Origin of the sequence: Chelatococcus daeguensis, from assembly GCF_001887265.1 — a bacterium.
Taxonomy (GTDB): Bacteria; Pseudomonadota; Alphaproteobacteria; order Rhizobiales; family Beijerinckiaceae; genus Chelatococcus_A; species Chelatococcus_A sambhunathii.
Genome location: NZ_CP018095.1, coordinates 578,961 through 604,112, shown reverse-complemented (window position 1 = coordinate 604,112; position 25,152 = coordinate 578,961). Strand labels below are relative to the sequence as shown.

The 25,152-nt window shown below is 68.7% G+C and carries 22 protein-coding genes; 12 read left to right on the top strand and 10 right to left on the bottom strand.

Annotated features, from left to right (window positions below; genetic code table 11):
- Positions 1–90: 90 nt before the first annotated feature.
- Positions 91–1,380, top strand: a complete 1,290-nt coding sequence (gene ccrA, locus BOQ54_RS02775; protein WP_055459713.1) for a crotonyl-CoA carboxylase/reductase — start codon at positions 91–93, stop codon at positions 1,378–1,380.
- A 228-nt stretch (positions 1,381–1,608) separates the two neighbouring features.
- Here the strand turns inward: ccrA and BOQ54_RS02770 are convergent, their stop codons facing one another.
- A complete protein-coding gene (locus tag BOQ54_RS02770; protein WP_082464827.1) occupies positions 1,609–2,460 on the bottom strand; it encodes a YihY/virulence factor BrkB family protein in 852 nt (283 codons plus the stop codon).
- Positions 2,461–2,717: 257 nt separating this feature from the next.
- On the opposite strand from BOQ54_RS02770, the gene BOQ54_RS02765 reads away from it, so the two are divergent.
- On the top strand, positions 2,718–3,563 hold the full coding sequence (locus BOQ54_RS02765) for a DMT family transporter (protein ID WP_245316275.1): 846 nt from the start codon (positions 2,718–2,720) through the stop codon (positions 3,561–3,563).
- On the opposite strand, the gene BOQ54_RS02760 is transcribed toward BOQ54_RS02765, so the two are convergent.
- Positions 3,560–4,081, bottom strand: a complete 522-nt coding sequence (locus BOQ54_RS02760; RefSeq protein WP_055459715.1) for a GNAT family N-acetyltransferase — start codon at positions 4,079–4,081, stop codon at positions 3,560–3,562. The genes BOQ54_RS02765 and BOQ54_RS02760 overlap by 4 nt on opposite strands.
- Positions 4,082–4,086: 5 nt before the next feature.
- Positions 4,087–4,872, bottom strand: coding sequence for a bifunctional 2-polyprenyl-6-hydroxyphenol methylase/3-demethylubiquinol 3-O-methyltransferase UbiG (ubiG, locus tag BOQ54_RS02755; RefSeq protein WP_071923205.1), 786 nt, complete (start codon positions 4,870–4,872; stop codon positions 4,087–4,089).
- Positions 4,873–5,017: 145 nt separating this feature from the next.
- Between ubiG and BOQ54_RS02750 the strand changes: the two genes are divergently transcribed.
- From BOQ54_RS02750 to clpB, 7 genes are all read left to right on the top strand, one after another.
- Positions 5,018–6,256, top strand: coding sequence for an aspartate kinase (locus BOQ54_RS02750; protein ID WP_063188254.1), 1,239 nt, complete (start codon positions 5,018–5,020; stop codon positions 6,254–6,256).
- Positions 6,257–6,346: 90 nt separating this feature from the next.
- Positions 6,347–7,279, top strand: a complete 933-nt coding sequence (locus BOQ54_RS02745; RefSeq protein ID WP_245316273.1) for a DMT family transporter — start codon at positions 6,347–6,349, stop codon at positions 7,277–7,279.
- A 166-nt stretch (positions 7,280–7,445) separates the two neighbouring features.
- Positions 7,446–9,710: a phosphoenolpyruvate--protein phosphotransferase gene (gene ptsP / locus BOQ54_RS02740; protein WP_055459718.1), complete on the top strand. Its 2,265-nt coding sequence runs from the start codon at positions 7,446–7,448 to the stop codon at positions 9,708–9,710.
- 82 nt (positions 9,711–9,792) lie between these two features.
- Positions 9,793–10,884 (top strand): peptide chain release factor 1, encoded by a 1,092-nt coding sequence (gene prfA / locus BOQ54_RS02735; protein ID WP_055459719.1) that lies wholly within the window; start codon positions 9,793–9,795, stop codon positions 10,882–10,884.
- Positions 10,885–11,270: 386 nt separating this feature from the next.
- A complete protein-coding gene (gene prmC / locus BOQ54_RS02730; RefSeq protein WP_245316270.1) occupies positions 11,271–12,131 on the top strand; it encodes a peptide chain release factor N(5)-glutamine methyltransferase in 861 nt (286 codons plus the stop codon).
- A gap of 439 nt (positions 12,132–12,570) precedes the next feature.
- Positions 12,571–13,449, top strand: coding sequence for a DUF4167 domain-containing protein (locus tag BOQ54_RS02725; RefSeq protein ID WP_083585882.1), 879 nt, complete (start codon positions 12,571–12,573; stop codon positions 13,447–13,449).
- A 270-nt stretch (positions 13,450–13,719) separates the two neighbouring features.
- Positions 13,720–16,350, top strand: a complete 2,631-nt coding sequence (gene clpB, locus BOQ54_RS02720; protein ID WP_071923202.1) for an ATP-dependent chaperone ClpB — start codon at positions 13,720–13,722, stop codon at positions 16,348–16,350.
- A gap of 42 nt (positions 16,351–16,392) precedes the next feature.
- Here the strand turns inward: clpB and BOQ54_RS02715 are convergent, their stop codons facing one another.
- From BOQ54_RS02715 to BOQ54_RS02695, 6 genes are all read right to left on the bottom strand, one after another.
- Positions 16,393–18,027, bottom strand: coding sequence for a hypothetical protein (locus tag BOQ54_RS02715; RefSeq protein ID WP_145979708.1), 1,635 nt, complete (start codon positions 18,025–18,027; stop codon positions 16,393–16,395).
- Positions 18,028–18,066: 39 nt separating this feature from the next.
- Positions 18,067–18,216, bottom strand: a complete 150-nt coding sequence (locus BOQ54_RS19955; RefSeq protein WP_157672336.1) for a diguanylate cyclase domain-containing protein — start codon at positions 18,214–18,216, stop codon at positions 18,067–18,069.
- Positions 18,217–18,254: 38 nt separating this feature from the next.
- Positions 18,255–18,431 (bottom strand): hypothetical protein, encoded by a 177-nt coding sequence (locus BOQ54_RS19950; protein WP_157672337.1) that lies wholly within the window; start codon positions 18,429–18,431, stop codon positions 18,255–18,257.
- Between the two features lie 15 nt (positions 18,432–18,446).
- On the bottom strand, positions 18,447–18,626 hold the full coding sequence (locus BOQ54_RS19945) for a hypothetical protein (protein WP_071923200.1): 180 nt from the start codon (positions 18,624–18,626) through the stop codon (positions 18,447–18,449).
- A gap of 175 nt (positions 18,627–18,801) precedes the next feature.
- Entirely contained in the window at positions 18,802–19,737 is a 936-nt protein-coding gene (locus BOQ54_RS02700; protein ID WP_071923199.1) for a site-specific tyrosine recombinase XerD, read from the bottom strand.
- Between the two features lie 15 nt (positions 19,738–19,752).
- Complete coding sequence (locus BOQ54_RS02695; RefSeq protein WP_055459907.1) at positions 19,753–19,896, bottom strand: hypothetical protein; 144 nt, start codon at positions 19,894–19,896, stop codon at positions 19,753–19,755.
- A gap of 92 nt (positions 19,897–19,988) precedes the next feature.
- Here BOQ54_RS02695 and BOQ54_RS02690 point away from each other — a divergent pair, with 92 nt between their 5' ends.
- Genes BOQ54_RS02690 through BOQ54_RS02680 form a run of 3 tightly spaced genes read left to right on the top strand, consistent with a single transcriptional unit; the run spans position 19,989 to position 23,049 of the window.
- Positions 19,989–20,606, top strand: a complete 618-nt coding sequence (locus tag BOQ54_RS02690) for a shikimate kinase (protein WP_083585880.1) — start codon at positions 19,989–19,991, stop codon at positions 20,604–20,606.
- Between the two features lie 11 nt (positions 20,607–20,617).
- Positions 20,618–21,763, top strand: a complete 1,146-nt coding sequence (gene aroB / locus BOQ54_RS02685) for a 3-dehydroquinate synthase (RefSeq protein WP_071923198.1) — start codon at positions 20,618–20,620, stop codon at positions 21,761–21,763.
- Positions 21,760–23,049, top strand: a complete 1,290-nt coding sequence (locus tag BOQ54_RS02680) for an HlyC/CorC family transporter (RefSeq protein WP_055459727.1) — start codon at positions 21,760–21,762, stop codon at positions 23,047–23,049. The genes aroB and BOQ54_RS02680 overlap by 4 nt, the downstream gene beginning before the upstream one ends.
- Positions 23,050–23,279: 230 nt before the next feature.
- On the opposite strand, the gene BOQ54_RS02675 is transcribed toward BOQ54_RS02680, so the two are convergent.
- On the bottom strand, positions 23,280–25,070 hold the full coding sequence (locus tag BOQ54_RS02675) for a glucan ABC transporter ATP-binding protein/ permease (RefSeq protein ID WP_071923197.1): 1,791 nt from the start codon (positions 25,068–25,070) through the stop codon (positions 23,280–23,282).
- Between the last annotated feature and the right edge of the window lie 82 nt (positions 25,071–25,152).

Genomic DNA, 25,152 nt, shown 5'->3' with positions numbered 1-25,152 from the left:
GCAATATCATTCATTCTGTCCATGGCGCAGCGCAGCAGAGCCCCGTCATCAAGAGGGCGCGCCGGGGAAACACGAACGACAGGAGGCCGCATGAACGCCACAGCCAGAGCGACCACCGCGGGCGGCACGGACGAGCGCAAGGACCTTTACGCCATCGGCGAGATTCCGCCTCTCGGCCATGTGCCGGCGAAGATGCATGCCTGGGCCATCCGCAAGGAGCGGCACGGGCCACCGGAAGAATCGATGCAGCTCGAAGTTGTGCCGACCTGGACCATCGGCGACGACGAGGTGCTGGTGCTCGTGATGGCCGCCGGCGTCAACTACAATGGCGTCTGGGCCGCGCTCGGCCAGCCGATTTCGGTGCTCGACGTCCACAAGCAGCCATACCATGTGGCCGGCTCCGACGCCGCCGGCATCGTCTGGGCCGTCGGCTCCAAGGTGAGACGCTGGAAGGTTGGCGACGAAGTCGTCGTGCACTGCAACCAGGACGACGGCGACGACGAGGAGTGCAACGGCGGCGATCCGATGTTCTCGCCCTCGCAGCGCATCTGGGGCTATGAGACGCCGGACGGCTCCTTCGGCCAGTTCTGCCGCGTGCAGTCGCGCCAGCTCATGGAGCGGCCGAAGCACCTGACGTGGGAGGAATGCGCCTCCTACACGCTGACCCTCGCCACCGCCTACCGCATGCTCTTCGGCCACGCGCCGCATACGCTGAAGCCCGGCGACAACGTGCTCGTCTGGGGCGCCTCGGGGGGGCTCGGCGTTTTCGGCGTGCAGCTGTGCGCCGCCGCCGGCGCCAATGCCATCGGCATCATCTCCGACGAGGACAAGCGCGACTACGTGCTCGGCCTCGGCGCCAAGGGCGTCATCAACCGCAGGGACTTCAACTGCTGGGGGCAATTGCCCAAGGTGAACTCGCCCGAATATGCCGCCTGGACGCAGGAGGCGCGCAAGTTCGGCAAGGCGATCTGGGACATCACCGGCCGGCAGGACGTCGATATCGTCTTCGAGCACCCGGGCGAACAGACCTTCCCGGTCTCGACCCTGGTCGTGAAGCGCGGCGGCATGGTGGTGTTCTGCGCCGGCACAACCGGATTCAACCTCACCTTCGACGCCCGCTACGTCTGGATGCGGCAGAAGCGCATCCAGGGCTCCCACTTCGCCCATCTCAAGCAGGCTGCCGCCGCCAACAAATTCGTCGTCGACCGGCGTATCGACCCATGCATGTCCGAAGTCCTCTCCTGGCACGAGATCCCGGCCGCGCATACCAAGATGTGGAAGAATGAGCACAAGCCCGGCAACATGGCCGTGCTCGTCAATGCGCCGCGGCCCGGCCTGCGGAGCTTCGACGACGTGCTGGAGGCAGCGCGAGAAGGTTGAGTGACCCCCGGACGGTGCTGCGGGCCGATCCATCCGGAGCCCGGCGGATCGCCCGTGGCGCCACCGCCGGGGTCGGCCTCTCCGCCGTCCTGGACGGGCTTGCCCCGGCCATCCACGTCTTGGGCCTCGCACGATCGTCGCGGCATGGATGCCCCCGACGAGTGGTCATGACGGTGGAAAGCTCGCCCCTCGCTACCCTAGGCTTCTGCAGTCCTTGGCGTCACTCCGCTACAAGCCGCCATCGTCCACCTCGCGCTCGCGGATCAGCGCGGCGTTGAGCTCGCCGCCAAAGATGAAGATGGCGGACAGGATATAGAGGAAGACGAGCACGATCATGCCGGAGGCGAGGCCGGCATAGGTCGACACGTAATTGGTGGCGAAGCCCTCGAGATAGAGGCCGAAGGCGGTGCCGCCGATGAGCCAGAGCACCAGGGTCGCAGCGATGCCCGGCAGCACCGACCTCACGCTGCGCCGCCCGCCCGGCAGGAGGAGATGGGCAATAAGCAGGGCCACGACGATGACGATCGTCGCCACGGCAAAGCGCGCCGTGACGATGAGCGGACCGAGCGGGCGCAGTGCCGGCACCTCGGCGACGATCGCGCGCCAGGCAAGCGGACCGAAGACGACGAGGAGGGCGAAGACCATGAGCGCGATGGCTCCGACGAGGACGTAGGCGATCGCCTCGAGCCGTGTCAGCCACCAGGGCCTCCAGTCGTAGCAGTCATAGGCGCGATTAAGGCCGATGCGCAGCGATTCGACGCCGTTCGAGGAGAAATAGACCGCAAGGAGAGCGCCGACCGTCAGGAGGTCGCGCCGCTGCTGGGTCATGACCTTGCGCACCTCGCCGGCCACCGAACCGGCAACCTCGCTCGGCCAGGTTTCGAAGATGAGGTCGGCGACGCCGCGGGCAAGATCGGTCGAGCCGATGAAACCGGCGAGCGCCGTGACGAGAATGAGGAACGGAAAGAGCGACATCAGGCCGGACAAGGCGATGTGGCTCGCGATCGCCCAGCCATCATGATCATTGAACCGTTCGAAGGCCCGCCAGAGGACGCGTGCCGAAATGGCTATCGCCTTCACCGTCGCTCCCCTTGCACGGCGGCCTTTCGCCTCGTGACCTGCATCGCTCCTCCCGGCGCTCGCCCGCCAAGTTCGGCATTCCGGCCGCCGCTGACAAGTCGCATGGCAAGCCGGATGGCGACCGGACACATGGTCGCACGGCTGTGTGGCCGCCCCGACATTGCGGCTCGGCCGCCGCCATGGTTGGGTGCAGCCCCTTCTCGACAACGGATCGACCTGCCTTGCCGTTCCCGCCCTCCATGCCCGCCGAACGGCTGATGCCGGCGCTTTTCGTCGTCATCTGGGCGACAGGCTTCGTCGTGGCGCGCCTCGTCGCGCCCCATGCCGAGCCGTTCACCTTCCTCTTCATCCGCTATTGCCTTACCATAGCCGTGCTCGGTGGCCTGTGCCTCGCCGTTGGCGCGCCCTGGCCGCGGACGGCGCGCGGCTGGCGCGACGGCCTCGTGGCCGGCGTGCTGCTGCACGGCGTCTATCTCGGCGGCGTGTTCTGGTCCGTCGGCCACGGCCTGCCAGCTGGCATCGCCGCGCTCATCGCCGGCATGCAGCCGCTGCTCACCGGGGCGCTCGCCGGGCCCCTCATCGGCGAAAGGGTCAGCCCACGGCGCTGGCTCGGCATCGTCACCGGCTTTGCGGGCGCCCTCCTTGTGCTCGTGCCGAAGCTCGGCGGGGTCGACGGCCTCGCGCCGATGGCGGTACTTGCCTGCTCGCTCGGCATGGTGTCCATCACCATGGGAACGTTCTGGCAGAAGCGGACGGGCGCCGGCTCGGACCTGCGCACCAACGCCGTCGTGCAGTTCATCGGGGCGGCGCTCGTGACCCTGCCGGCCATGCTGCTCGCCGGGGACATGCGCTTCGACCCAGCGCCGCCCGCGCTTGCCGGCCTCGCCTGGGCGGTCGTCGTCCTGTCGATCGGGGGCATCCTCCTGCTGATGCACCTCATTCGCCGGGGCGCAGTGGCGGGTGTCGCCTCCCTGCTCTATCTGGTGCCGCCTGTGTCGGCCGTCATGGCCTTCCTTATCTTCGGCGAGAGCCTCGCGCCGCTGCAGATGCTGGGCATGGCCATCGCCGCCGTCGGCGTCGCCATCGCGAGCCGCGGCGCTTAAGACGCGATCATGCTCCACATGTAGAGCGCATCCTCGCCGTAGCTGGCGAGCTTGTCGGCAAGTCCCGGTGCGTCGGCCGCCACGAAGCCGTGGCGCTGCCAGAATGCAGCGGAATTGTTGACGGCCACGAGCGAGAGGTTGTCGGCTCCCGCGATCCGCGCCTGCCGCACGAGATGGGGCAGCGCGGCTGCGGCAGCGCCGGTGCCGCGACCGGGCGGCAACAGGGCGATGTCGTGCAGATAATAGGTGGTCGCGACCGGCGGCAGACGGCCGAGGAGGCTGTCGAGCGGCGGGGGCGCGCCAGCGTGCCAGGGATGGCTGAGGAGATAGCCGGCCGCCTCGCCGTCCCGCTCCAGGATCAGGCAGCCGGCCGGGAAGAGCGCAAGGCGCTCGGCGAAGACCTCTGGCCGTTCGGGAAAGCCCGGATGCACCGCCCGCGCGATGGCATCGACCTCCGGCAGGTCCGTCACCGTCATGGGCCGCCAGCCGGCGCCGGCGGCATCGCTGCCCTCGATCATCGTACCTAAGCGCCGGCCTCGCCCGGCCGGGCGGCGACCAGCATGTAGTTGACATCGAGATCGCGCGACGGACGCCAGCTGTCGGCAAGCGGATTGTAGACCACGCCGGTGCGGTCGAGCACAGAGAGGCCGCCGTCCTCGATGGTGTCGGTGAGTTCGTCCGGCGTGACGAACTTCTCCCAGGAATGGGTGCCGCGCGGCAACCAGCGCAGGACATATTCGGCGCCGACGATGGCGAGCGCATAGGACTTCAGCGTGCGGTTGATGGTCGCCATGAAGAGCAGGCCGCCCGGTTTCACCACCGCGCAGCAGGCCGCGACGAAGGCGCCGACGTCGGCAACATGCTCCACCACCTCCATGGCGCAGACGATATCGAAGCGTTCGCCGCGTGCGGCAAGGGCCTCCACCGTCTCATCGCGATAGGCGATGGAAAGGCCCGCGCGCTCCGCATGCAGGCGCGCCACCTCCACATTGGTGGTGGCGGGGTCGAGCCCCGTGACCTCCGCCCCGAGGCGCGCCAGAGGCTCGCACAGCAGCCCGCCGCCGCAGCCGATGTCGACCACCGAAAGATCCTGCAGGCAGGTCAGGCTCGCCGGGTCGCGGCCGAAATGCCGCGCCGCCTCGTCGCGGATATAGCCGACGCGGACCGGGTTGAACTTGTGCAGCACGCGCATCGATCCGCGCGGGTCCCACCAGGTGTCGGCGAGCGCGGCGAAGCGCGCCACCTCCCGCTCATCCACCGTGCGGCGCTCACCCGTGCCGTGCCGCGGCTCGCTCCTCGTTCCAGCCATGTCCCTCACCCTCGTCCGGGGGCCTTTCCCGCCGTTGACACGGCAGGGGGCTCCCGTCATCTATACGCGCCTTTTGCGTGCTTGGCGCCAGGCTCCTGGTCGCTGTAGCACCTCCCGTCGTCCTGTAAATGGTGTCAGTCCTGCCATGGCCCGTCTGGTGATGAAGTTCGGCGGCACGTCCGTCGCCAATATCGAACGCATCCGCAACGTGGCCAGGCACGTCAAACGGGAGGTCGACGCCGGCCACCAGGTGGCGGTCGTCGTCTCGGCCATGGCCGGCAAGACGAACGAACTCGTCGGCTGGTGCCGCGAGGCCTCACCCCTGCACGATGCGCGCGAATATGACGCGGTCGTCGCCTCCGGCGAGCAGGTGACGGCGGGCCTCCTCGCCATCGTGCTGCAGGACATGGGTATCTGGGCCCGTTCCTGGCAGGGCTGGCAGATACCGATTCTGACCGACGGTGCCCACGGCGCGGCCCGAATCACGGGCGCCGACGGCTCGCGCATCATCCAGCATTTCGAGGAGCGCAACGAGGTCGCGGTCGTCACCGGCTTCCAGGGCATCCACCAGCCGACAAACCGCATCGCGACGCTCGGCCGCGGCGGCTCGGACACGAGCGCGGTGGCGCTCGCCGCCGCCATCCATGCCGACCGCTGCGACATCTACACCGACGTCGACGGCGTCTACACGACGGACCCGCGCATCGTGCCCCAGGCCCGGCGCCTCGACCGCGTCTCCTTCGAGGAGATGCTCGAGATGGCCTCGCTCGGCGCCAAGGTGCTGCAGGTGCGCTCGGTCGAGCTCGCCATGACCCATAATGTGAAGACTTTCGTGCGTTCCAGCTTCGACGATCCCGCCGATCCCAAGCCGGGCACGTTGATCTGTGACGAGGAGGATATCGTGGAACAGCAGATCGTCACCGGCATCGCCTATTCCAAGGACGAGGCCCAGATCACGCTCCGCCGCGTCGCCGACAAGCCGGGCGTCGCCGCCGCGATCTTCGTGCCGCTGGCCGATGCCAACATCAACGTCGACATGATCATCCAGGTCGTGTCCGACGACACGACGACCACCGACATCACCTTTACCGTGCCGGCCGCCGACTATGAGCGCGCCAAGACGATCCTCGAGAAGGCGCGCGGCGAGATCGGCTATGCCACGCTGCAGGGCGCCACAGACGTGGTGAAGGTCTCGGCCATCGGCGTGGGCATGCGCAGCCACGCCGGCGTCGCCGCCAAGGCCTTCAAGGCGCTCGCCGACAAGGGCATCAACATCCGCGCCATCACGACGTCCGAGATCAAGTTCTCGGTGCTGATCGACGCGGCCTATACAGAGCTTGCGGTGCGCACGCTGCACTCGCTCTACGGGCTCGACAAGGCCTAGAGCGCAGGCAAGACCGGCCCGGTTTCGGGTGGCCTCCTCCCCGCGCGCGGCTAACGTTCAGGCGGCTGCAACGAACAGCGATCGAGGAGCATGATGACGGCCACCCCACGCACCCCGGCCATGGGACCTACCGAATGGGCGATGCTGATCGCCCTGTCCGTCCTGTGGGGCGGCTCGTTCCTCTTCATCGGCATCGCCGTCAAGGCCGTGCCGCCGCTCACTATCGTGCTGGCCCGCGTCGGCATCGCCGCCCTCGCCCTCAACCTCGTGCTGCGGCTCTCGGGCCAGCGGCTGCCGATCGACGGCCGCTTCTGGGTCGCCTTCGCGATCATGGGCCTCCTCAACAACCTCATCCCCTTCAGCCTCATCGTCTGGGGACAGGCGCGCATCCCGAGCGGAGTCGCCTCCGTCCTCAACGCCATGACGCCCGTCTTCACCGTCATCGTCGCCCATTTCCTGACGAGCGACGAAAAGCTGACCGGCAACCGGCTCGCCGGCGTCGCGCTGGGCTTTGCCGGCGTTGCGGTGATGATCGGGCCGGCGGCCGTCATGGGCCTGGGTGCCGATGTCATCGGCGCCGTCGCCGTTCTTCTCGCGGCGCTGTCCTACGCCTTCTCCGGCATCTTCGGGCGCCGCTTCCGCGGCTACGGGCTGAGCCCGCTTGTGGCCGCCACCGGCCAGCTCACGGCGACGACGGCGATGATGACGCCGCTTGCCGTCCTTGTGGAACAGCCGTGGACATTGCCGGCGCCCGGCCTCGGCCCGGTGGCCGCGATCGTCGCGCTGGCGCTCGCCTCCACCGCGCTCGCCTATATCCTCTTCTTCCGCATCCTCACCGCGGCGGGGGCGGTCAATCTGTCGCTGGTGACGCTGCTCATCCCGGTGAGCGCCGTCTTCTTCGGCGCCATCTTTCTCCACGAGGCCCTCGCGGCGAGGCATCTGGCCGGAATGGGCCTGATCGGCCTGGGTTTGCTCGCCATCGACGGCCGCCTGTTCGCCGCCTTCCGGCGCGCGCCCGCGTGAAGCAGGCGGGAAGGAAATACGCATCCACATGCGCGCGGCAGCTTGCGGGTGCGGCAAGACCTTGGTTATACGGCTAGTTGAAGCTGTCGGCCGGAGACGATCATCGGCGCCGGTCCGACGAAGAGGGAACGGGCTGCGCTGGCGGCCCGATGACGGGAACCGGCTGATGCGAGGCGCTCTCGGTGGCCCGCGCGTTCTCCTGCGCCGCCTCCGCGAGGTCATGGCGGAGCCGGTCCACGCGCAGGAGAAGCTCGACAGGATCGTCATCCAGATCGCCGCCAACATGGTGGCGGAGGTCTGCTCGGTCTATGTCATGCGTGCCGACGGCGTACTGGAGCTTTACGCCACCGAAGGCCTGAAGCGCGAGGCCGTGCACCTGACAGCCATGCGCGCGGACGAGGGCCTCGTCGGTCTCATCGCCCGCGAGGCCGAGCCGCTCGCCCTCTCCGACGCCCAGTCGCATCCCGCCTTCAGCTACCGCCCGGAGACGGGCGAGGAGATCTACCACGCCTTCCTCGGCGTTCCCATCCTGCGCGCCGGCAATACGCTGGGCGTGCTCGTGGTGCAGAACAGGGCGCACCGCCTCTACAGCGAGGAGGAGATCGAGGCGCTGCAGACGACCGCGATGGTCCTCGCGGAGCTGATCGCCTCGGGCGAGCTGCAAGCCATCGCGACGCCGGGCGCCGACATCGCCATCCGCCGGCCGCTGCACCAGCGCGGGGTGTGCCTCGCCGATGGCGTCGGCCTCGGACACGTGGTGCTGCACGAGCCGCGGGTTGTCGTGAAGAATCTCATCGCCGAGGACGTGCAGCGGGAGGTGCAGCGCCTCGAGGATGCGATCGCCGCCATGCGGGCGGCTATCGACAAGCTCATCGAGCGCGGCGACGTCGCCCACCATGGCGAGCACCGGGACGTGCTCGAGACCGTGCGCATGTTCGCCAACGACCAGGGTTGGCTGCGCCGCATCCGCGAGGCGGTACTCACTGGCCTCACGGCCGAGGCCGCGGTCGAGCGCGTGCAGTCGGACACGCGCGCTCGCCTCCTGCGCCAGACCGATCCCTATCTTCGCGAGCGTCTGCACGATCTCGACGACCTCGCCAACCGGCTGCTGCACACGCTGGCCGGCACCGACTTCGCAACCAGCCGGGAGGGCCTGCCGGAGAATGCCATCCTGGTCGCCCGTTCCATGGGGCCCGCCGCGCTGCTCGACTACGACCGGGCACACCTCAGGGGTGTCATTCTCGAGGAAGGCGGCCCGACGAGCCATATCGCCATCGTCGCCCGGGCGCTCGGCATCCCGGCGGTCGGGGAGGTGGAGAACATCACGAGCCTCGTCGAGCAGGGCGACGCCATCATCGTCGACGGCGGCGCGGGCGAGGTTCAGATCCGCCCGGCACCCGACGTCGAGGCGGCCTATGCGGAGAAGGCGCGGCTGCGCGCCCGCCGGCAGGAGCAGTACCGCAGCCTGCGCGACCTGCCGAGCCGCACGCGCGACGGCGTCGCGATCGACCTTAACATCAATGCCGGCCTCCTCGTCGACATGCCGCATCTGGCGGAGACGAATGCCGCCGGCGTCGGCCTGTTCCGGACCGAAATCCAGTTCATGGTAGCGCAGCGCCTGCCGACGACCGGCGAACAGCTTGCGCTCTATGCAAGCGTGCTCGAAGCCGCGCAGGGCCGGCCCGTCACCTTCCGCACGCTCGATATCGGCGGCGACAAGGTGCTGCCCTACATGAAACAGGTGGAAGAGGAGAACCCGGCGCTAGGCTGGCGCGCGATCCGCATCGGCCTCGACCGGCCGGGGCTGCTGCGCTCGCAGGTGCGCGCCCTGCTGCGCGCCGGAGCCGGGCACCACCTCAGGATCATGTTCCCGATGGTGGCCACCGTCGAGGAATTCGAAATGGCAAAGGCCATCGTGGCGCGGGAAGAGGCGCATCTTGCGCGGCACGGCCACCCCCCGCCCGCGTCGCTGTCGCTGGGCGTCATGGTAGAGGTGCCCTCGCTTCTCTTCCACATCGACGAGGTCGCCCGCAAGGTCGACTTCATGTCGGTCGGCTCCAACGACCTGATGCAGTTCCTTTTCGCCGCCGACCGGGAGAACCGGCAGGTCGCCGCGCGATTCGACCCGCTGTGCCGGCCGGCGCTCCGGGCTCTCAAGGTCGTCGCCGAGCGGGCCGATGCGCTCGGCTGCCCGGTCACCGTCTGTGGCGAGATCGGGGGCCGGCCGCTCGAGGCGATGGCGCTCATCGGCCTCGGCTATCGCCGGCTCTCGATGTCACCCTCCGCGGTCGGGCCCGTCAAGGCGATGCTGCTCAAGCTCGACGCCGGCGCCATCACGGCGGAGATGGAGCGGTTGCTCGCGGGAGACGGCGACCTGTCCCTGCGCAAGGCGCTCCTGCGCTTCGCCGAGGCCCACGACATCCCGTTGTAGCGACGCTGCCGCACATCCCGGTTCCCCGGCCGTGCGCTCAGCCCTGACGGCCGTATCGACGCAGCCGCATTTCGGAAACGCCATGTCCGACCAGACCTTTACCCCCCCGCGAGAGAGGCTCGACGCCATCCGGGCTCGGCGCGACATTCTGACTGCGACCCTCGCGGCCGGCGCCGGGGCGGACGATTTCGTCGCGCTGTCGCGCGAACTCGCCGAGATCGATCCCGTCGTCGTCGCGATCGACGCCTTCGAGGGCGCGCGCAAGAACCTCGCGGAAATCGAGGCGCTCATGGACGACCCGGCAACGGACGCAGACATGCGCGCACTCGCCGAAGAGGAACTGCCGCGGGCACGCGAGGCGGTGAACGAGGCGGCACACACCCTCAAGCTGCTGCTGCTGCCGAAGGACGAGGCCGACGAGAAGAGCGCCATCCTCGAGATCCGCGCCGGGACGGGCGGCGACGAGGCCGCCCTCTTCGCCGGCGACCTCTTCCGGATGTACAGCCGCTACGCCGACCTCAAGGGCTGGAGCGTGGAGATCCTGTCGGAAAGCGAGGGTACCGTCGGCGGCTACAAGGAGATCATCGCCGAGGTGAAGGGCCGCGGCGTCTTTGCCCGCCTCAAGTTCGAATCCGGAGTCCACCGCGTGCAGCGCGTGCCGGAGACGGAGGCTTCCGGCCGCATCCACACCTCGGCCGCCACGGTCGCCGTCCTCCCGGAAGCTGCAGAGGTCGACTTCGCCATCGACGAGGGCGATCTCAGGGTCGACACCATGCGCGCCGGCGGCGCCGGCGGCCAGCACGTCAACAAGACCGAATCGGCCGTGCGCATCACGCATGTGCCGACTGGCATCGTCGTCCTGGTGCAGGACGAACGCTCGCAGCACCGCAATCGCGCCAAGGCCATGGCGCTCCTGCGCTCGCGCCTCTATGACGCCGAGCGTCAGCGCAAGGACGCGGAGCGCGCGGCCGATCGGCGAGCGCAGGTCGGCTCCGGCGACCGCTCCGAACGCATCCGCACCTACAACTTCCCCCAAGGGCGCCTCACCGACCACCGCATCGGCCTCACCCTCTACAAGCTCGACGAGGTGATGATGGGTACGGCCTTGGACGAGGTCATCGATGCTCTGATCACCGAGCACCAGACGGCGCAACTGGCAGCGCAGGCGGGGTGAGGACAGCATCCCCTCTCCGCCGGAGGAGTATGGTGGAAAGGAAAACGTCTCCACCGAAGCGACAGCAGGCGCTTCGGCTATTGGCTTTTGCCCCTCACCCCGGCCCTCTCCCCCTGATAGGGGAGAGCGGGCAGGGTCCAGTTGTGCGAGTGATCGTCGCCCGCCTCATAGCTTCGGCCGCAATCCCAGCATCGAGCGGCAGGAGGGTGTCGGCGAACTGCTCGAAGGAGAATGGCTTGCATGCGGCGGTTCTGCGGCGGATAAGACGCGCCTTATGGCCCGCCCAGTGGCCCGCGAACAAGCGGGCACCACATGTCCCTGCCGCCGTTTGCGACGGAGCGGGAGGAATCACCCTGACGACCATGCCCGCTCCGGTTCCACCTTTGATGCCGACGACGACGCGTCAGGAAGCCCTGCGGCATTTGCGCGCGTCCTTTGCGGCCGCCGGCATCGACAACCCGGCGCTCGACGCGCGACTTCTCCTTCTGGCCGCATGCGAGATCGCCGGCGCGGAGCTCGCCGCCAACCCGACGGAACCCCTTGGCGAGGACGGCGCGAAGCGCCTCGCCGCCGTCGCGGCGCGCCGGCTCGAGCGCGAGCCGGTGGCGCGCATCCTCGGCGAGCGTGAGTTCTGGGGTCTGCCCTTCCGGCTGTCGCCCGCGACGCTGGAGCCGCGGCCCGACACCGAGACGCTCGTCGCGGCGGTACTGAAAACGTTGAGGGCGCAAGGCCGCGCCGATGCGCCGCTTACCATCCTCGACATTGGTACCGGCACCGGCTGCATCCTCCTCGCGCTGCTGCACGAACTGCCCCATGCCACGGGCCTTGGCATCGACCGCGCCCTGGAGGCTGCGCAGACGGCGCGGGGCAATGCGGAGCGCCTTGGCCTAGCAGAGCGCGCGCGTTTCATCGTCGGCAACTGGTCCGCAGCCGTTGCTGGGCCGATCGACATCCTCGTCTCGAACCCACCCTATATTGCGAGCGCCGTGATCCCTGGCCTCGCGCCGGAAGTGCGGCGATACGATCCGCTGCTCGCCCTCGACGGCGGCGGCGACGGGCTCGATGCCTATCGGGCGCTCGCGGCCGATGCGCCGCGCCTCCTCGCTCAGGGCGGTCTTGCGGCGCTTGAGGTCGGTGCGGGGCAGGACGGTGCCGTCGCCGGCCTCTTCGCCGGACTCGGGCCGATAACGGTCCATGCCGATCTCGCGGGCATTGCCCGCGCGGTCGTTGTCGCGGCGGCTGGATGAGCCTGTCGGCGGAGGGGCCCGCCGGGCCGGAGCGCAAAAAAGGCTTGGCGGGCACGGTCAAAGCCGCTAGTGTCCGGTTAGGAATCGCGCTCCACGACAAATGATCTGGCTTCAGCAAGCCCGGTCGAGGTTGCGACAGCAAGCCTCCGGGTCGGCGCGAACATCAAGTCTTCGGAGTGCCGGGATGCGTCTGCGCCTGGCATGAAGCGCCGGACGACGAGGCGACGTCTGTTCGGCGCGGCCGGGGAAGTATCCGGAGAGCTCGCTCGCCCTCGGATCATTGCCGCTGTTACATGACGTTCTCGGCTGACAGGCCCCTTCGGTTCGGCATGCGACCCGAACCAACCGGCTCGCTCAATGCCTCTCGGCGGCTCGCCGCCCGGGATGGTCTGCGGCGTCGGGATGTCATGCGGTTCAGGAAGCTTCAAAGAGACATTAGATGAGACCAGGTCAGAACAGGCGTATGCGGGGGCGCAACCGCAAGGGTCCCAACCCGCTGACGAGAAGCTACGAGTCGAACGGTCCGGACGTGAAGGTGCGCGGCACCGCTCAGCATATCGCCGAGAAATACAGCCAGCTGGCGCGCGACGCCCAGGCTTCGGGCGATCCGGTCGCGGCCGAGAATTACTTCCAGCACGCCGAACATTATTTCCGCATCATTGCGGCGGCGCAGTCGCAGCTGCAGCAGACCTACGGCGGCTTCCAGCGGCCGTACGACGACGAACGCGATGATCTCGATGCCGAGGAGGGCAACGGCTTCGGTTACGGGCCGGGCCAACCGGCCGTGCACGAGCTTGGCGCGCCCCAGCCGGATGTGCGCGGCGAAACCTTCGCCGACGACGACGGCGAGGCCCGGCCCGAGCGCCCGCGCTTCGAACGCGGCCCGCGCGGCGACCGCCCGATGCGACAGGACCGTGGTGACCGTCCGGACCGGAGCGATCGCCAAGAGCGTGGCGAGCGACAGGACCGTGGCGAGCGCCGCGAGCGCGGTCCCCGGCCTGCCTATGTGAACGGCAATGCCGCGGGCGAGGCGCGCCGCGCCGAGAGCGAGGAAAAGGCTGGCCTGCCGGCCTTCCTGACAACCCCCGTGCGCACGCCGATCGCCCCGGTCGAGGATGATGAGGCATCCGCACCGGCGAACGAGCCGGCGGCTGTCGAAGAGGTCGCCCCCAAGCGCACGCGCCGCCGCAAGGCCCCGCTGGCGACCGAGCAGGTTGCCGCCGAGAGCACTCCGGCGGAGGAGGACAAGCCCGCTCGCGCCAGCCGTCGCCCCCGTGCCCGCAAGACCGCGGACGACAAGGTGCCCGTCGGCGAGTGAGCCCAGGCCATCATAACGACTGCGCGGAAGGCGGGCGACGAGCCCGCCTTTTTCGTCTTGGCCGGCCTTGCCGCGATCGGCGGGCTGCATCGGCGCCCGCCCCTTGATGTGGCCGCCGTGCAACACCTACATGATTGATGCGGCGCAATGACCGGTGCCGCAGCCGTGCCGAGGATCGCCGCAATGGGGTCTTGGGCCGGCAAGTCCATTGAATGGGGGGCGCCTTCCCGGGCATCATCTGGCGGGCGGCGCGGCCTCGAGGAGGTTTTGATGAACGTCGACAAATACACCGACCGCTCGAAGGGTTTTCTGCAGTCCGCGCAGGCACTCGCCCTGCGCGAGGGCCATCAGCAGTTTTCGCCCGAACATCTCCTCAAGGTACTGCTCGACGATCCCGAAGGGCTCGCGGCCGGCCTCATCGACCGCGCCGGCGGGCGCTCGCGCGAGGCGCTGCAACTCGCCGAACAGGCACTCGCCAAACTGCCGAAGGTTGAGGGCGGCTCGGGCCAGCTCTATCTCTCGCCCGGCCTCGCCCGGGTGTTCGACACGGCCGAGAAGGCGGCGGACAAGGCGGGCGACAGCTTCGTCACCGCCGAGCGGCTACTCATCGCCCTCGCCATCGAGAAGGACACCGAGGCCGGCAAGGCGCTGGCGAAGGCCGGCGTAACCGCCCAGAGCCTCAATGCCGCCATCGAGGCCCTGCGCCAGGGCCGCAAGGCAGACACGGCCTCGGCCGAGGAAGGCTACGACGCGCTGAAGAAATATGCCCGCGACCTCACGCAAGCGGCGCGCGACGGCAAGCTCGATCCCGTCATCGGCCGCGACGAGGAGATCCGCCGCACCATCCAGGTGCTGTCGCGGCGCACCAAGAACAACCCGGTGCTGATCGGCGAGCCCGGCGTCGGCAAGACGGCCATCGTCGAGGGCCTCGCCCTCCGGATCGTCGACGGCGACGTGCCCGAGAGCCTCAAGGACAAGCGCCTGCTCGCACTCGACATGGGCTCGCTCATCGCCGGCGCGAAGTACCGCGGCGAGTTCGAAGAGCGGCTGAAGGCCGTGCTGCAGGAAGTGCAGGCGGCCGAAGGCGGCATCGTCCTGTTCATCGACGAGATGCACACGCTCGTCGGCGCAGGCAAGGCTGACGGGGCGATGGACGCCTCGAACCTGCTGAAGCCCGCACTTGCCCGCGGCGAATTGCACTGCGTCGGCGCGACCACGCTCGACGAGTACCGCAAGCACGTGGAAAAGGACGCGGCGCTCGCCCGACGATTCCAGCCCGTCTTCGTCTCCGAGCCGACGGTGGAGGACACGGTCTCGATACTGCGCGGCCTCAAGGAGAAGTACGAGCAGCATCACGGCGTGCGCATCCAGGACGCGGCGCTCGTCGCGGCCGCAACCCTGTCGAACCGCTACATCACCGACCGCTTCCTGCCCGACAAGGCCATCGACCTCGTCGACGAGGCGGCGGCGCGCCTTCGGATGCAGGTCGATTCCAAGCCGGAGGAGCTCGATTCGCTCGACCGCGAGATCGTGCGCCTCAAGATCGAGGCCGAGGCCCTGAAGAAGGAGAATGACGCCGCCTCCAGGGACCGACTCGTGCGGCTGGAGAAGGAGCTGGCCGCGCTCGAGGAGCGGTCCGCCGTGCTGACCGCCGCCTGGCAGGCCGAGAAGGACAAGCTCGGCCGCGCCGCGGACCTCAAGAAGAAGCTCGACGAGGCGCGCAACGAGCTCGCCATCGCCCAGCGCAAGGGCGAGTATCAGCGCGCCGGCGAACTCGCCTACGGCATCATCCCGCAGCTCGAGCGCGAACTGGCCGAGACTGAGGCCAAGGCCGACGGCAAGGGGGACGGTGCCGGCGTGGTGCAGGAGGCAGTGACGCCCGACAACATTGCCCAGGTGGTGTCGCGCTGGACGGGCGTGCCCGTCGACAAGATGCTCGAGGGCGAGAAGGAGAAGCTCCTCAAGATGGAGGAGCAGCTGGCGCGCCGGGTCGTCGGCCAGAGCGAGGCGGTGGAGGCGGTGTCGACCGCCGTGCGCCGCGCCCGCGCCGGCCTGCAGGACCCGAACCGCCCGATCGGCTCCTTCATGTTCCTCGGCCCCACGGGCGTCGGCAAGACGGAGCTGACGAAGGCGCTCGCCGCCTTCCTCTTCGACGACGAGACGGCGTTGGTGCGTATCGACATGTCGGAATACATGGAGAAGCACTCGGTCGCCCGGCTCATCGGCGCCCCGCCCGGCTATGTCGGCTACGAGGAGGGCGGCGCGCTGACGGAGGCCGTGCGCCGGCGGCCCTATCAGGTCGTGCTCTTCGACGAGATCGAGAAGGCGCATCCGGACGTGTTCAACGTCCTGCTGCAGGTGCTCGACGACGGGCGCCTGACGGACGGCCAGGGCCGTACGGTGGACTTCCGTAACACGCTCATCATCATGACCTCGAACCTCGGGGCCGAATATCTCGTCGCGCAGAAGGCGGGCGAGGATTCGGAGGCCGTGCGTGACGAGGTGATGGGAGTTGTCAGGGCCCACTTCCGGCCAGAGTTCCTCAACCGCGTGGACGAGATCATCCTCTTCCACCGCCTGAGGCCCGAGCAGATGGGATCAATCGTCGACATCCAGCTCAAGCGCCTCGCCCGGCTGCTCGAGGACCGCAAGATCACGCTCGCGCTCGACGACGCGGCGCGCGAATGGCTGGCGACCAAGGGCTACGATCCGGCCTACGGCGCACGCCCCCTGAAGCGCGTGATCCAGAAGAACGTGCAGGACCCGCTCGCCGAGATGATCCTCGCCGGCCGGGTGAAGGACGGCGAGACCGTGCCGCTGACGGCGGGGCCGGAGGGCCTGGTCATCGGCAACACGCCCGTCGTGCGCGAGCGCCGGCCGGCCGGCGTGCCGCTGAACTGATCGTGGAACGGGAGCCGCAGCCGGTGCTGCAGCTCCCGCTGCTCAGGCGGTGGGCGGGACGTCGGGCGTGCCCGCCTGTTGTGATTCGCCTGGATCCTGCCGCGGCACGACGACGACCGCTTCGGGCGCCTCCGCCTCGCCGGCGGGCCGGGCCGCCCCCCCGGCCCAGGCTTCCAGGGGGCGGGAAACGGTTCGCATCGCACTTCCCGCCACGGTCCTGACCGCCTCCTTGATCGAGGCGTTGTCGTAGATGCCGGACAGCGGCACTCTCAGGGGAAAGGCTGCCAGCCTCCCTGCCGCATCGCCCCAGAGCCGGCTCGCCCCGGCCCCCTCAACCGCGTCCTTGACGGCCGTTCTCGTCACGGCATAGGCGCTCAAGCCGCCGACGAGCCATGCACCCAGCGCGACATTCTCGACGGACACGGCATCCTTCAGGTTGTCGCCAAGGCTGCGCACGGCATCATAGGGCAGCAGGGCAACCTTGCGGCCGATGTTGAGGGCAGGCTCATAGGGGGGCGAGGCCTTCAGGGTGTCGTAAACCTCCTCCCAGTCGTGCCTGCCGAACAACCACAACGGGCCATAACGGCCGGCCTGGTACTCGATGCCGTAGCGGATACCGTCCTTGATGGCGCCACCCGGCATGCGCAGCGCGTTGTTGACGATCTTGTCGACGACGCCGGCCGTGCTGGGAGAGGAGGCCGCCTCCACCGCGACGGCGATGGGGAGCAGCAGAAGATTGCGCACCGATCCCGTCTGGTTGGTCAGGAACCGGTTGCGGAAGACCTGCCATTGCCCGAGCTCCATGGCCTTGTTGGCCTTGGCCGCCGGCTCGACCAGCTTTTCCACGTTCGGCGCCAGATAGAACCGGTCACCGACCGAGGGTACCACGCGCAAAGACAGCAGATAGCAGCCAAGCACATCGGCCGCGTGCTCGAAGGCTCCCGCCTGCGCCGCCGTGGCGGCCGCCTTGCCGAGCGGATTGCCCAGTTTCTCCGCCTCGGCGAAGAAGTTTGGCGTGAAATCGGCCGCCCATCCGGCCGCCATGGCGGGGACGGCATTGACCGCCCCGGTCGCCGCGGCCGTCAGGACATCGCGCCGCAACGCCTTGAGCGCCAGCGCCCTGATGTCCTCGAGCCGCTCTCCTTTTTCGGCCAGGCGACGGCTCACGGCCTCGAGATGCAGGCCGAGGGCCGCGCGCACATCCTCGTCAAGCTCCCGCGGGACGGAGGACGCCAGCCAGGAACCGATGACCTCTCCCTCGGGAATGTCGATCGCGACCGACTGTGCACGGGTAGGTCCCTGCGATGCGGCCGCCCCGTTAACCGGCACCGGATCTCCGAGGTGGATGACCACCGAGCGGTCCGGCCGATAGCTGATCGTCGCGCTGGGCGCACCCAAGGGGATCTCCGCCAACGCGGGCCCGCGGACCCGGCGCCCCGGGCCCGCCTGCGCGGCGTCCCGGAACCGGGCAGCCGCGGCACCGCGTGCCGGGCTCTCGCCCGCCCGCGGAGATGGAACAGCATCATTATTGATATCAACACCCATTATAAGTCCTCTCAAAATATCCCGAACAGGCGCAAAGCCACCCTGCGGCGCAGAACCATAAATCCAGCAAGTGATATTGGTGACGTATATTAGAATTCCCATGAACGAGATGGGAAATATCGGTCTGCGCATCGATAGACTATCGCGGGGCGAGCACACTCACGTAGCGGCCTACACCTCGGCCGCTACGGAAAAACCATTGCGACCACGCTTCTTCGTAGCATAGAGCGCCACGTCTGCCGCCTCGATGACCCGCGCCAGTCTGGCGTTTCCTTCAGGGCGCCATTCTGCAATGCCGACGCTGATGGAAAGCGGGATCATCTTGCCGCGCCACAGACAGGGGCTTGCAGCGACGAGCCTCACGAGATCGTGGCCATGTTGAGACTCGCCCGGTTGCCAACGCACAGCACCATGCCGAGACCTGCCGCTGCCGTCACGACGACGGTCACATCCCAGCGCGGCCGTTCCCCGTAGAACACGCGCACGCCACCCCACGTGACACCGAAACCGAAGATGACGCACGCATTGCCCGCCACCGTGAAGGCCTCGTCCTAGGGCAGCACCTCCAGCGCCAGGAGACAGCCGCCGAACGTCGTCAGAATGCAGCTCGCCAACCCGTAACGCGCGGCCGCGAACGGCCGGTAGGCGTGGCAGATGGCGGCCCAGACGATGGTCAACGTCAGCGAATTGAGGAGTATGATGACGTAGAGCGTGAAGAAATCGAGGTTCAATCGATGCCCGCCCGCTGTGGGTCGGGCGCTTGGCCCGATCGGGCACGACACCGGCGCCCTGGGCCCGCCGGTCGATCATTGTGCTCTTGTTGCACCGCATGCAGAGCGTTGCAAGCACGATACGCGGCACCAGAGGTGCGGATCCGGACAGGCCGAACCACCGGGCGCCTTTCGCTCACCCCTTATCCGCCAGCGGATGCAGGTCGCGCACCATGGCCTTCAGCCGCTCGTCGAGCACGTGGGTATAGATCTGGGTCGTGGCGATGTCGGCGTGGCCGAGCAGCTCCTGCACGATGCGCAGATCCGCGCCATTCTGCAGGAGGTGGCTGGCAAAGGCGTGCCGCAGCACGTGCGGACTGACGCGCGCCGGATCGAGGCCGGCGGCGATGGCGAGGTCCTTCAGTTCGCGGGCGAAGGCCTGGCGGGTCAGGTGGCCGCTCTCGCTGTCGGCCGGAAAGAGCCAGGGCGAGGTCCTGTCCGCCGCCTCGCCCGTGGTGGCGAGGTCGAGCCACGTCCGCATTGCCCGGCGCGCGGCCCCCGTCAACGGCACCAGCCGCTCCTTGCCGCCCTTGCCCTTGACAAGGAGGAAGCGCTCCTTCGTACGCGCAGCCGCCACGGGCAGTGAGACGAGCTCCGATACGCGCAGGCCGGTGGCATAGATGAGCTCGAGAAGGCAGGCGAGACGGGCGGCGCGGCGGCGCCCGCGCAGGGGGCGCTTCTCGTCGTCGATGCCCTCGTGCGCCGTGGCGATGAGCCGGTCGACCTCGGCGACGCTGAGCACCTTCGGCAGCGGCCGGCCCTGCTTCGACCCCTCGATGGCGCCGGTCGGGTCGTCGCCGCGATAGCCCTCGGCATAGAGGAACTTGTGCAGTTGCCGGACGGCCGAGAGGCGGCGCGCCGCCGAACTCGCCTTGAAGCCGCGGGTGTGCACGTCCTGCAGATAGGCCCGTATCATCGCCGCATCCGCACTCCTCAGACCGGTGCCGGCCGCGGCCAGGAAGGCCGTGTAATCCTCGAGATCGCGCCCGTAAGCCGCGAGCGTGTTGGCGGAGGCCCCACGCTCGGCCGCCAGCATGTCGAGGTAGAGGGCGATGAGCCGGTCGTCGCGCATCGTCAGCTGCCGGTGTCACTTGCCGAGACGGGAATTGGGAATGGTGACCGTGATCTCCCGCTCCTGCGGCTCGACGAAGGTGGCTAGCGCGAACATGCCGGCATAGACGGCGCCGACGACGAGACCGACGACGAAAAGGAAGCGAAACAGGGTGGGCACGTGTCGGAACCTGCCGTCAAAGTCCATGCCGCGACCACCGTGGCGCGGCTTTCCTGTCCGTGATAGTGAAGCATCGAAGAGTGAATACCAAGATGACGAGCTATCAGGACATGGCGACCGTGGACGACAAGGCTCCACCGGCCGCCCTTGCGCCCGACGCGCTGCGCCGCAGCCTCGGCAAGCGCTCGATCGTGCTCGTCGGCATGATGGGCGCGGGCAAGAGCACGGTCGGGCGGCGGCTGGCCGCGAGGCTTGGCCTGCCCTTCATCGATGCCGACAACGAGATTGAGGCAGCGGCCGGGATGACGATTCCCGAGATCTTCGCCGCCCATGGGGAGGCTTCCTTTCGCGACGGCGAGCGGCGGGTGATCGAGCGACTTCTCGGCGAGGGGCCGCAGGTCCTCGCCACCGGCGGCGGTGCCTACATGAACGCGGAGACACGCGCCCGAATCGCCGAAGCCGGCATCTCGGTGTGGCTCAAGGCCGACCTCGATGTGCTGATCAAGCGCGTGCGCAAGCGCCCCAACCGGCCGCTGCTGCAGACACCCGACCCGGAAAAGACCCTGCGCGGGCTCATCGATCTGCGCTATCCGATCTATGCCGAGGCTGCCATCACCGTGATCTCGCGCGATGCCCCGCACGAGGCGGTGGTGGAGGACATCATCCGGCGCGTCTCCGCCTTCCTCCAATCGCCCGCCGGCCGCGCATAACGAGCCCTGCGGTGACAGCATCCCCTTCCCCCGCCCGCTCCGCCACCCCTGCGCGCGTCGTCAAGGTTCCGCTCGGCGAGCGGTCCTACGACATCCGGATCGGCCGCGGCGTCCTCGCCGAGGCGGGCTCCGCCATGGCAGCCCTCAAGCCCGCCGCCTGCGCCATCGTCAGCGACGAGACGGTCGCGAGGCTGCACGCTTCGGCGCTCGCAGCGTCCCTCGAAGGCGCCGGCCTCAGGACGTCCCTCGTCACCGTGCCGGCCGGCGAGCCCTCGAAAAGCTACGCCCGGTTCGCCGAGGTGTGCGACAGCATTCTCGCCGCGCGCATCGAGCGCGGCGACCTCGTGGTCGCATTCGGCGGCGGGGTGGTCGGCGACCTTGCAGGCTTTGCCGCTGCGGTCGTGCGGCGCGGCGTACGCTTCGTGCAGGTGCCGACGACGTTGCTCGCGCAGGTCGATTCTTCCGTGGGCGGCAAGACCGGCATCAACTCGCCCCACGGCAAGAACCTCGTCGGCGCCTTCCACCAGCCGAGTCTTGTCCTTGCCGACACGGCGCTGCTCGACACGCTGCCCGCGCGGGAGTTCCGCGCCGGCTATGCCGAGGTGGTGAAATACGGCCTCATCAACGACGCCGGCTTCTTCGACTGGTGCGAGGCGAACGGTACGCGCGTCTTCGCCCCCGGCGACGAGCGCGACCAAGCGGTGGCTGTCAGTTGCGCTGCCAAAGCCGCCATCGTCTCGCGGGACGAGCGCGAGACGGGCGAGCGGGCGCTGCTCAACCTCGGCCACACCTTCGCTCACGCGCTCGAGCGCGCCTGTCGCTACGACGGCAGCCGCCTGGTACACGGAGAGGCGGTCGCGATCGGCCTTGCCCTCGCCTTCCGCTTCTCGCAGCGACTCGGCCTGTGTCCCGGCCAGGACGCGGTGCGCGTCGCCCGCCATCTTCAGGCCGTCGGCCTGCCCTCGCGACTGCAGGACGTGCCCGGCGGCGCCGTCACGGCCGACAGCCTCATCGACGCCATGGGGCAAGACAAGAAGGTGGAGCGCGGGGCGCTCACCTTCATTCTGGCGCGCGGCATCGGCAAGAGCTTCGTCGCCAAGGGCATCGAGGCTGGCGCCGTACACGACTTTCTCACGGAGGAACTGAAGCCGTCATGACGGCAGACCTTTGGCTTGCGATCGGTACCGTCTTCATCTGCCTCATTCTCTCGGCCTTCTTTTCCGGCTCCGAGACGGCGCTGACCGCCGCCTCACGTGCGCGCATGCATGCCCTCGAAAAGGGGGGCGACGCGCAAGCCGGCATCGTCAACCGCCTGCTCTCTCTGCGCGAGCGGTTGATCGGCGCCATTCTCATCGGCAACAACATCGTCAACATTCTCGCCTCGTCCCTGGCGACGAGCGTGCTGGTTGCCTTCTTCGGCAGTGCCGGCGTCATCTATGCGACGGCGGTGATGACGGTGCTCGTGGTCGTGTTTTCCGAGGTGATGCCGAAGACAGTCGCCATCAATGCACCCGACCGGGTGGCGCTCCTCGTCTCGCGGCCGGTCGCTGTCTTCGTGGCGCTGTTCGGCCCCCTCGCGCTTGCCGTCGAAGCCATCGTGCGTCTGACGCTCAGGCCCTTCGGCGTCCGCATCGGCGAAAATCAGGCCATCCTTTCGGCCCACGAGGAATTGCGCGGGACGGTCGACCTGCTGCACCGTGAAGGCGGCGTGGTTAAGGACGACCGGGACATGCTCGGCGGGCTCCTCGACCTGCAAGATCTCGAGGTCTCGGACGTGATGGTCCACCGCACCAAGATGCGCACCATCAATGCCGAGCTGCCACCGCAGGAGCTCGTCAACGAGGTGCTCTCCTCGCCCTACACGCGCCTGCCCCTGTGGCGGGGCACAGGGGACAACATCATCGGCATCCTGCACGCCAAGGACCTGCTCCGGGCGCTCGCCGCCGCGGGCGGCGACGCGGAGAAGCTCGACATCGAGAAGATCGCCCTGCCGGCGTGGTTCGTCCCGGACACGACCGGCCTCGTCGACCAGCTGCGCGCCTTCCTGTCCAAGAAGACGCATTTTGCCCTCGTCGTTGACGAATACGGTGAGGTGATGGGCCTCATCACGCTCGAGGACATCATCGAGGAGATCGTCGGCGACATCAAGGATGAGCACGATATCATCGTGCAGGGCGTGCGGCCGCTGCCGGACGGCTCCATCAACGTCGACGGCTCGGTGCCGATCCGCGACCTCAACCGGGCCATGGATTGGGACCTGCCGGACGAGGAGGCGACGACCATCGCCGGCCTCGTCATCCACGAGGCGCAGACCATCCCCGAGCAGGGCCAGGCCTTCACCTTCCACAACTTCCGCTTCCAGGTACTGCGCAAGACGCGCAACCGCATCACTTTGCTCCGTGTGACGCCACTCATCCCGCGTCGCAAGGCGGCAGGGGAGTAGGGCCTCGAAGATTGCGGCCCACGGCGGTTCGGTCGACGATCGGGAGCGCCGGGGAAGGCGAGCGGGCGCCGTCACGGCCGGGCCTGTCCCGGTCATCCACGCCATTTGAGACAGCTTGGAGCGTCAGCCGCGTGGATGCCCGCGACAAGCGCGGGCATGACGGCGAGCGGCCGTGCCGAGACTGCCCGGTCGCGGCCCGATAGCAGCCAGCCACCACGGACCGCGGGACCTCACGTCTCGGCGATGCCGGCGCCCTCCGGCTGCGCCTCGGCCTCGGCCAGGAACTGCGCCCGGGCGAGGGCCGCGAAATGGCCGCCCTTGGCTACCAGCTCCGCGAAGCTGCCGCTCTCGATGATATGGCCGTCCGAGAAGACGAGGATGCGGTCGGCGTTGCGGATGGTGGCCAGCCGGTGGGCGATGACGAAGGTGGTGCGCCCAGTCATGACCGCTTCGAGCGCCTTCTGGAGCTTCGCCTCGGTCGCCGCGTCGAGCGCGCTCGTCGCCTCATCGAGGATGAGGATCGGCGGGTTCTTGAGGAGGACGCGGGCGATGGAGAGGCGCTGGCGCTCACCGCCCGAGAGCGTGCGCCCGCGCTCGCCGATGACGGTGGCGAGCCCGTCCGGCTGACGGGCGAGAAAGTCGCTGGCCTGCGCCTTCGCGAGCGCCGCCCGCATTTCGTCCTCGCTCGCGTCAGGCTTGCCCACGGCAAGGTTCTCGGCGATGGAGCGGGCGAAGAGCATCGGCTCCTGGAAGACGACGCCGATGTTGTGGCGCAGGCTCTCGAGTGTCAGCGAACGGATGTCGCGCCCGTCCACCGTAATCGTGCCCGATTGCGGATCGAAGGCACGGTAGAGCAGGCCGAGCGTCGTCGACTTGCCCGAGCCGGTGGCGCCGACGAGCGCCACCGTCTCGCCGGGGGAGACGGTGAAGGTCACGTCCGCGACCGCGGCCCGCTTGCCGTCGTAGGAGAAGCTCACCCCGTCGAACGCGACGGCGCCCGAGAGTTGCCCGGCGTCGATCGCGTCCGGCCGGTCGGCGACGGTGGGTGCAGTGTCGGCCACGGTAAAGAACTCGGCGATCTTCGGCGCCTGCATGAAGAGCACGTTGACGAAGCCGACCGCCTGCTCCAGCCGGCCGATGAGCAAGGTGGCGAGGCTCATGAAGGTGACGATCTCGCCGATGCTCGCCTCGTCGCGCAGATGCAGCCAGGTGCCGAGGAGGAAGACGGCGAGGATGGTCAGCGTCGCCGCCGCACGCGTCGAGATGGTGGCGAGCGCCCACCAGGACAGGACGGGGGTCTGGGCCGCAAGCAGCCGATCTGTCGTCTCGCGCAGGGCGCGCGCCTCGGCCTCGATGCGCGTGAAGCTCTGGATGACGGGCACATTGCCGAGGGCGTCCGAGGCCCGCTCGGCCAGCGCGCTGTGATAGCGCTCGACCGTGCCCTGCTTCGTCTGCGTGCGCCTGAGGACGAAGTTGATCAGCACCGCGAAGACGAGCACGAGGACGAGCAGCAGCGCGCCGAGGCGCAGGTTGATGACGAGCGACAGCGGCAGCAGCACGACGAGCATGACGAAGGCGGCGCAATGCTCGCGGAAGAAGGAGAGCCACAGGCTCGCCATGCCGTTCGCGCCTTCCAGCATCACCTTGAGGAGCCGGCCGGAATGGGTCTCGCCGTGGAAGGACAGGGGCAGGCCGAGGACGTGCTCGAAGAGCCGCGCCATGACCGCGAGACGCCGGCGGTGCGACAGCCGGTCGGCATGCAGCGCGACGACGACGCCCATGGCGATCGAGAACAGGCCGAAGGCGACCCACAGGCCGGCGAACAGGGTAAGACGGCGCGTGTCGAGCGGCACATCCGGCGCCTGGGCGCGGGCGAGCACGTCGATGAGCCGGCCGAAGAGCACGGGCTCGGCGAACAGCGCCGCCGCGAGCGCGACATTGGCGAGGGCGAGCGCGAGCGCCAGGCGCGCCTCGTCCCTCAGCAGGCCGAGGACACGGGCGTAGAGACGGATGATCGACATGGATGTCCGCGAGGGTGGACCGGGCCCGCAGCTTGCCCGCCGGCGCCTGCCGCCGCAACCCGCCCGTCCTGCGTTAACGCTT

What these genes read in the sequence shown, in the direction of transcription:
- ptsP (WP_055459718.1), top strand. Translation starts at nt 7,446, where the DNA reads ATGCGAGGCGCTCTCGGTGGCCCGCGCGTTCTCCTGCGCCGCCTCCGC.
- clpB (WP_071923202.1), top strand. Translation starts at nt 13,720, where the DNA reads ATGAACGTCGACAAATACACCGACCGCTCGAAGGGTTTTCTGCAGTCC.
- BOQ54_RS02690 (WP_083585880.1), top strand. Translation starts at nt 19,989, where the DNA reads ATGACGAGCTATCAGGACATGGCGACCGTGGACGACAAGGCTCCACCG.
- ccrA (WP_055459713.1), top strand. Translation starts at nt 91, where the DNA reads ATGAACGCCACAGCCAGAGCGACCACCGCGGGCGGCACGGACGAGCGC.
- BOQ54_RS02725 (WP_083585882.1), top strand. Translation starts at nt 12,571, where the DNA reads ATGAGACCAGGTCAGAACAGGCGTATGCGGGGGCGCAACCGCAAGGGT.
- BOQ54_RS02760 (WP_055459715.1), bottom strand. Translation starts at nt 4,081, where the DNA reads ATGATCGAGGGCAGCGATGCCGCCGGCGCCGGCTGGCGGCCCATGACG.
- ubiG (WP_071923205.1), bottom strand. Translation starts at nt 4,872, where the DNA reads ATGGCTGGAACGAGGAGCGAGCCGCGGCACGGCACGGGTGAGCGCCGC.
- BOQ54_RS02715 (WP_145979708.1), bottom strand. Translation starts at nt 18,027, where the DNA reads ATGCGCAGACCGATATTTCCCATCTCGTTCATGGGAATTCTAATATAC.
- BOQ54_RS02745 (WP_245316273.1), top strand. Translation starts at nt 6,347, where the DNA reads ATGATGACGGCCACCCCACGCACCCCGGCCATGGGACCTACCGAATGG.
- BOQ54_RS02700 (WP_071923199.1), bottom strand. Translation starts at nt 19,737, where the DNA reads ATGCGCGACGACCGGCTCATCGCCCTCTACCTCGACATGCTGGCGGCC.
- BOQ54_RS19955 (WP_157672336.1), bottom strand. Translation starts at nt 18,216, where the DNA reads ATGATCCCGCTTTCCATCAGCGTCGGCATTGCAGAATGGCGCCCTGAA.
- prfA (WP_055459719.1), top strand. Translation starts at nt 9,793, where the DNA reads ATGTCCGACCAGACCTTTACCCCCCCGCGAGAGAGGCTCGACGCCATC.
- BOQ54_RS02680 (WP_055459727.1), top strand. Translation starts at nt 21,760, where the DNA reads ATGACGGCAGACCTTTGGCTTGCGATCGGTACCGTCTTCATCTGCCTC.
- prmC (WP_245316270.1), top strand. Translation starts at nt 11,271, where the DNA reads ATGCCGACGACGACGCGTCAGGAAGCCCTGCGGCATTTGCGCGCGTCC.
- BOQ54_RS02750 (WP_063188254.1), top strand. Translation starts at nt 5,018, where the DNA reads ATGGCCCGTCTGGTGATGAAGTTCGGCGGCACGTCCGTCGCCAATATC.
- BOQ54_RS02765 (WP_245316275.1), top strand. Translation starts at nt 2,718, where the DNA reads ATGCCGGCGCTTTTCGTCGTCATCTGGGCGACAGGCTTCGTCGTGGCG.
- BOQ54_RS02675 (WP_071923197.1), bottom strand. Translation starts at nt 25,070, where the DNA reads ATGTCGATCATCCGTCTCTACGCCCGTGTCCTCGGCCTGCTGAGGGAC.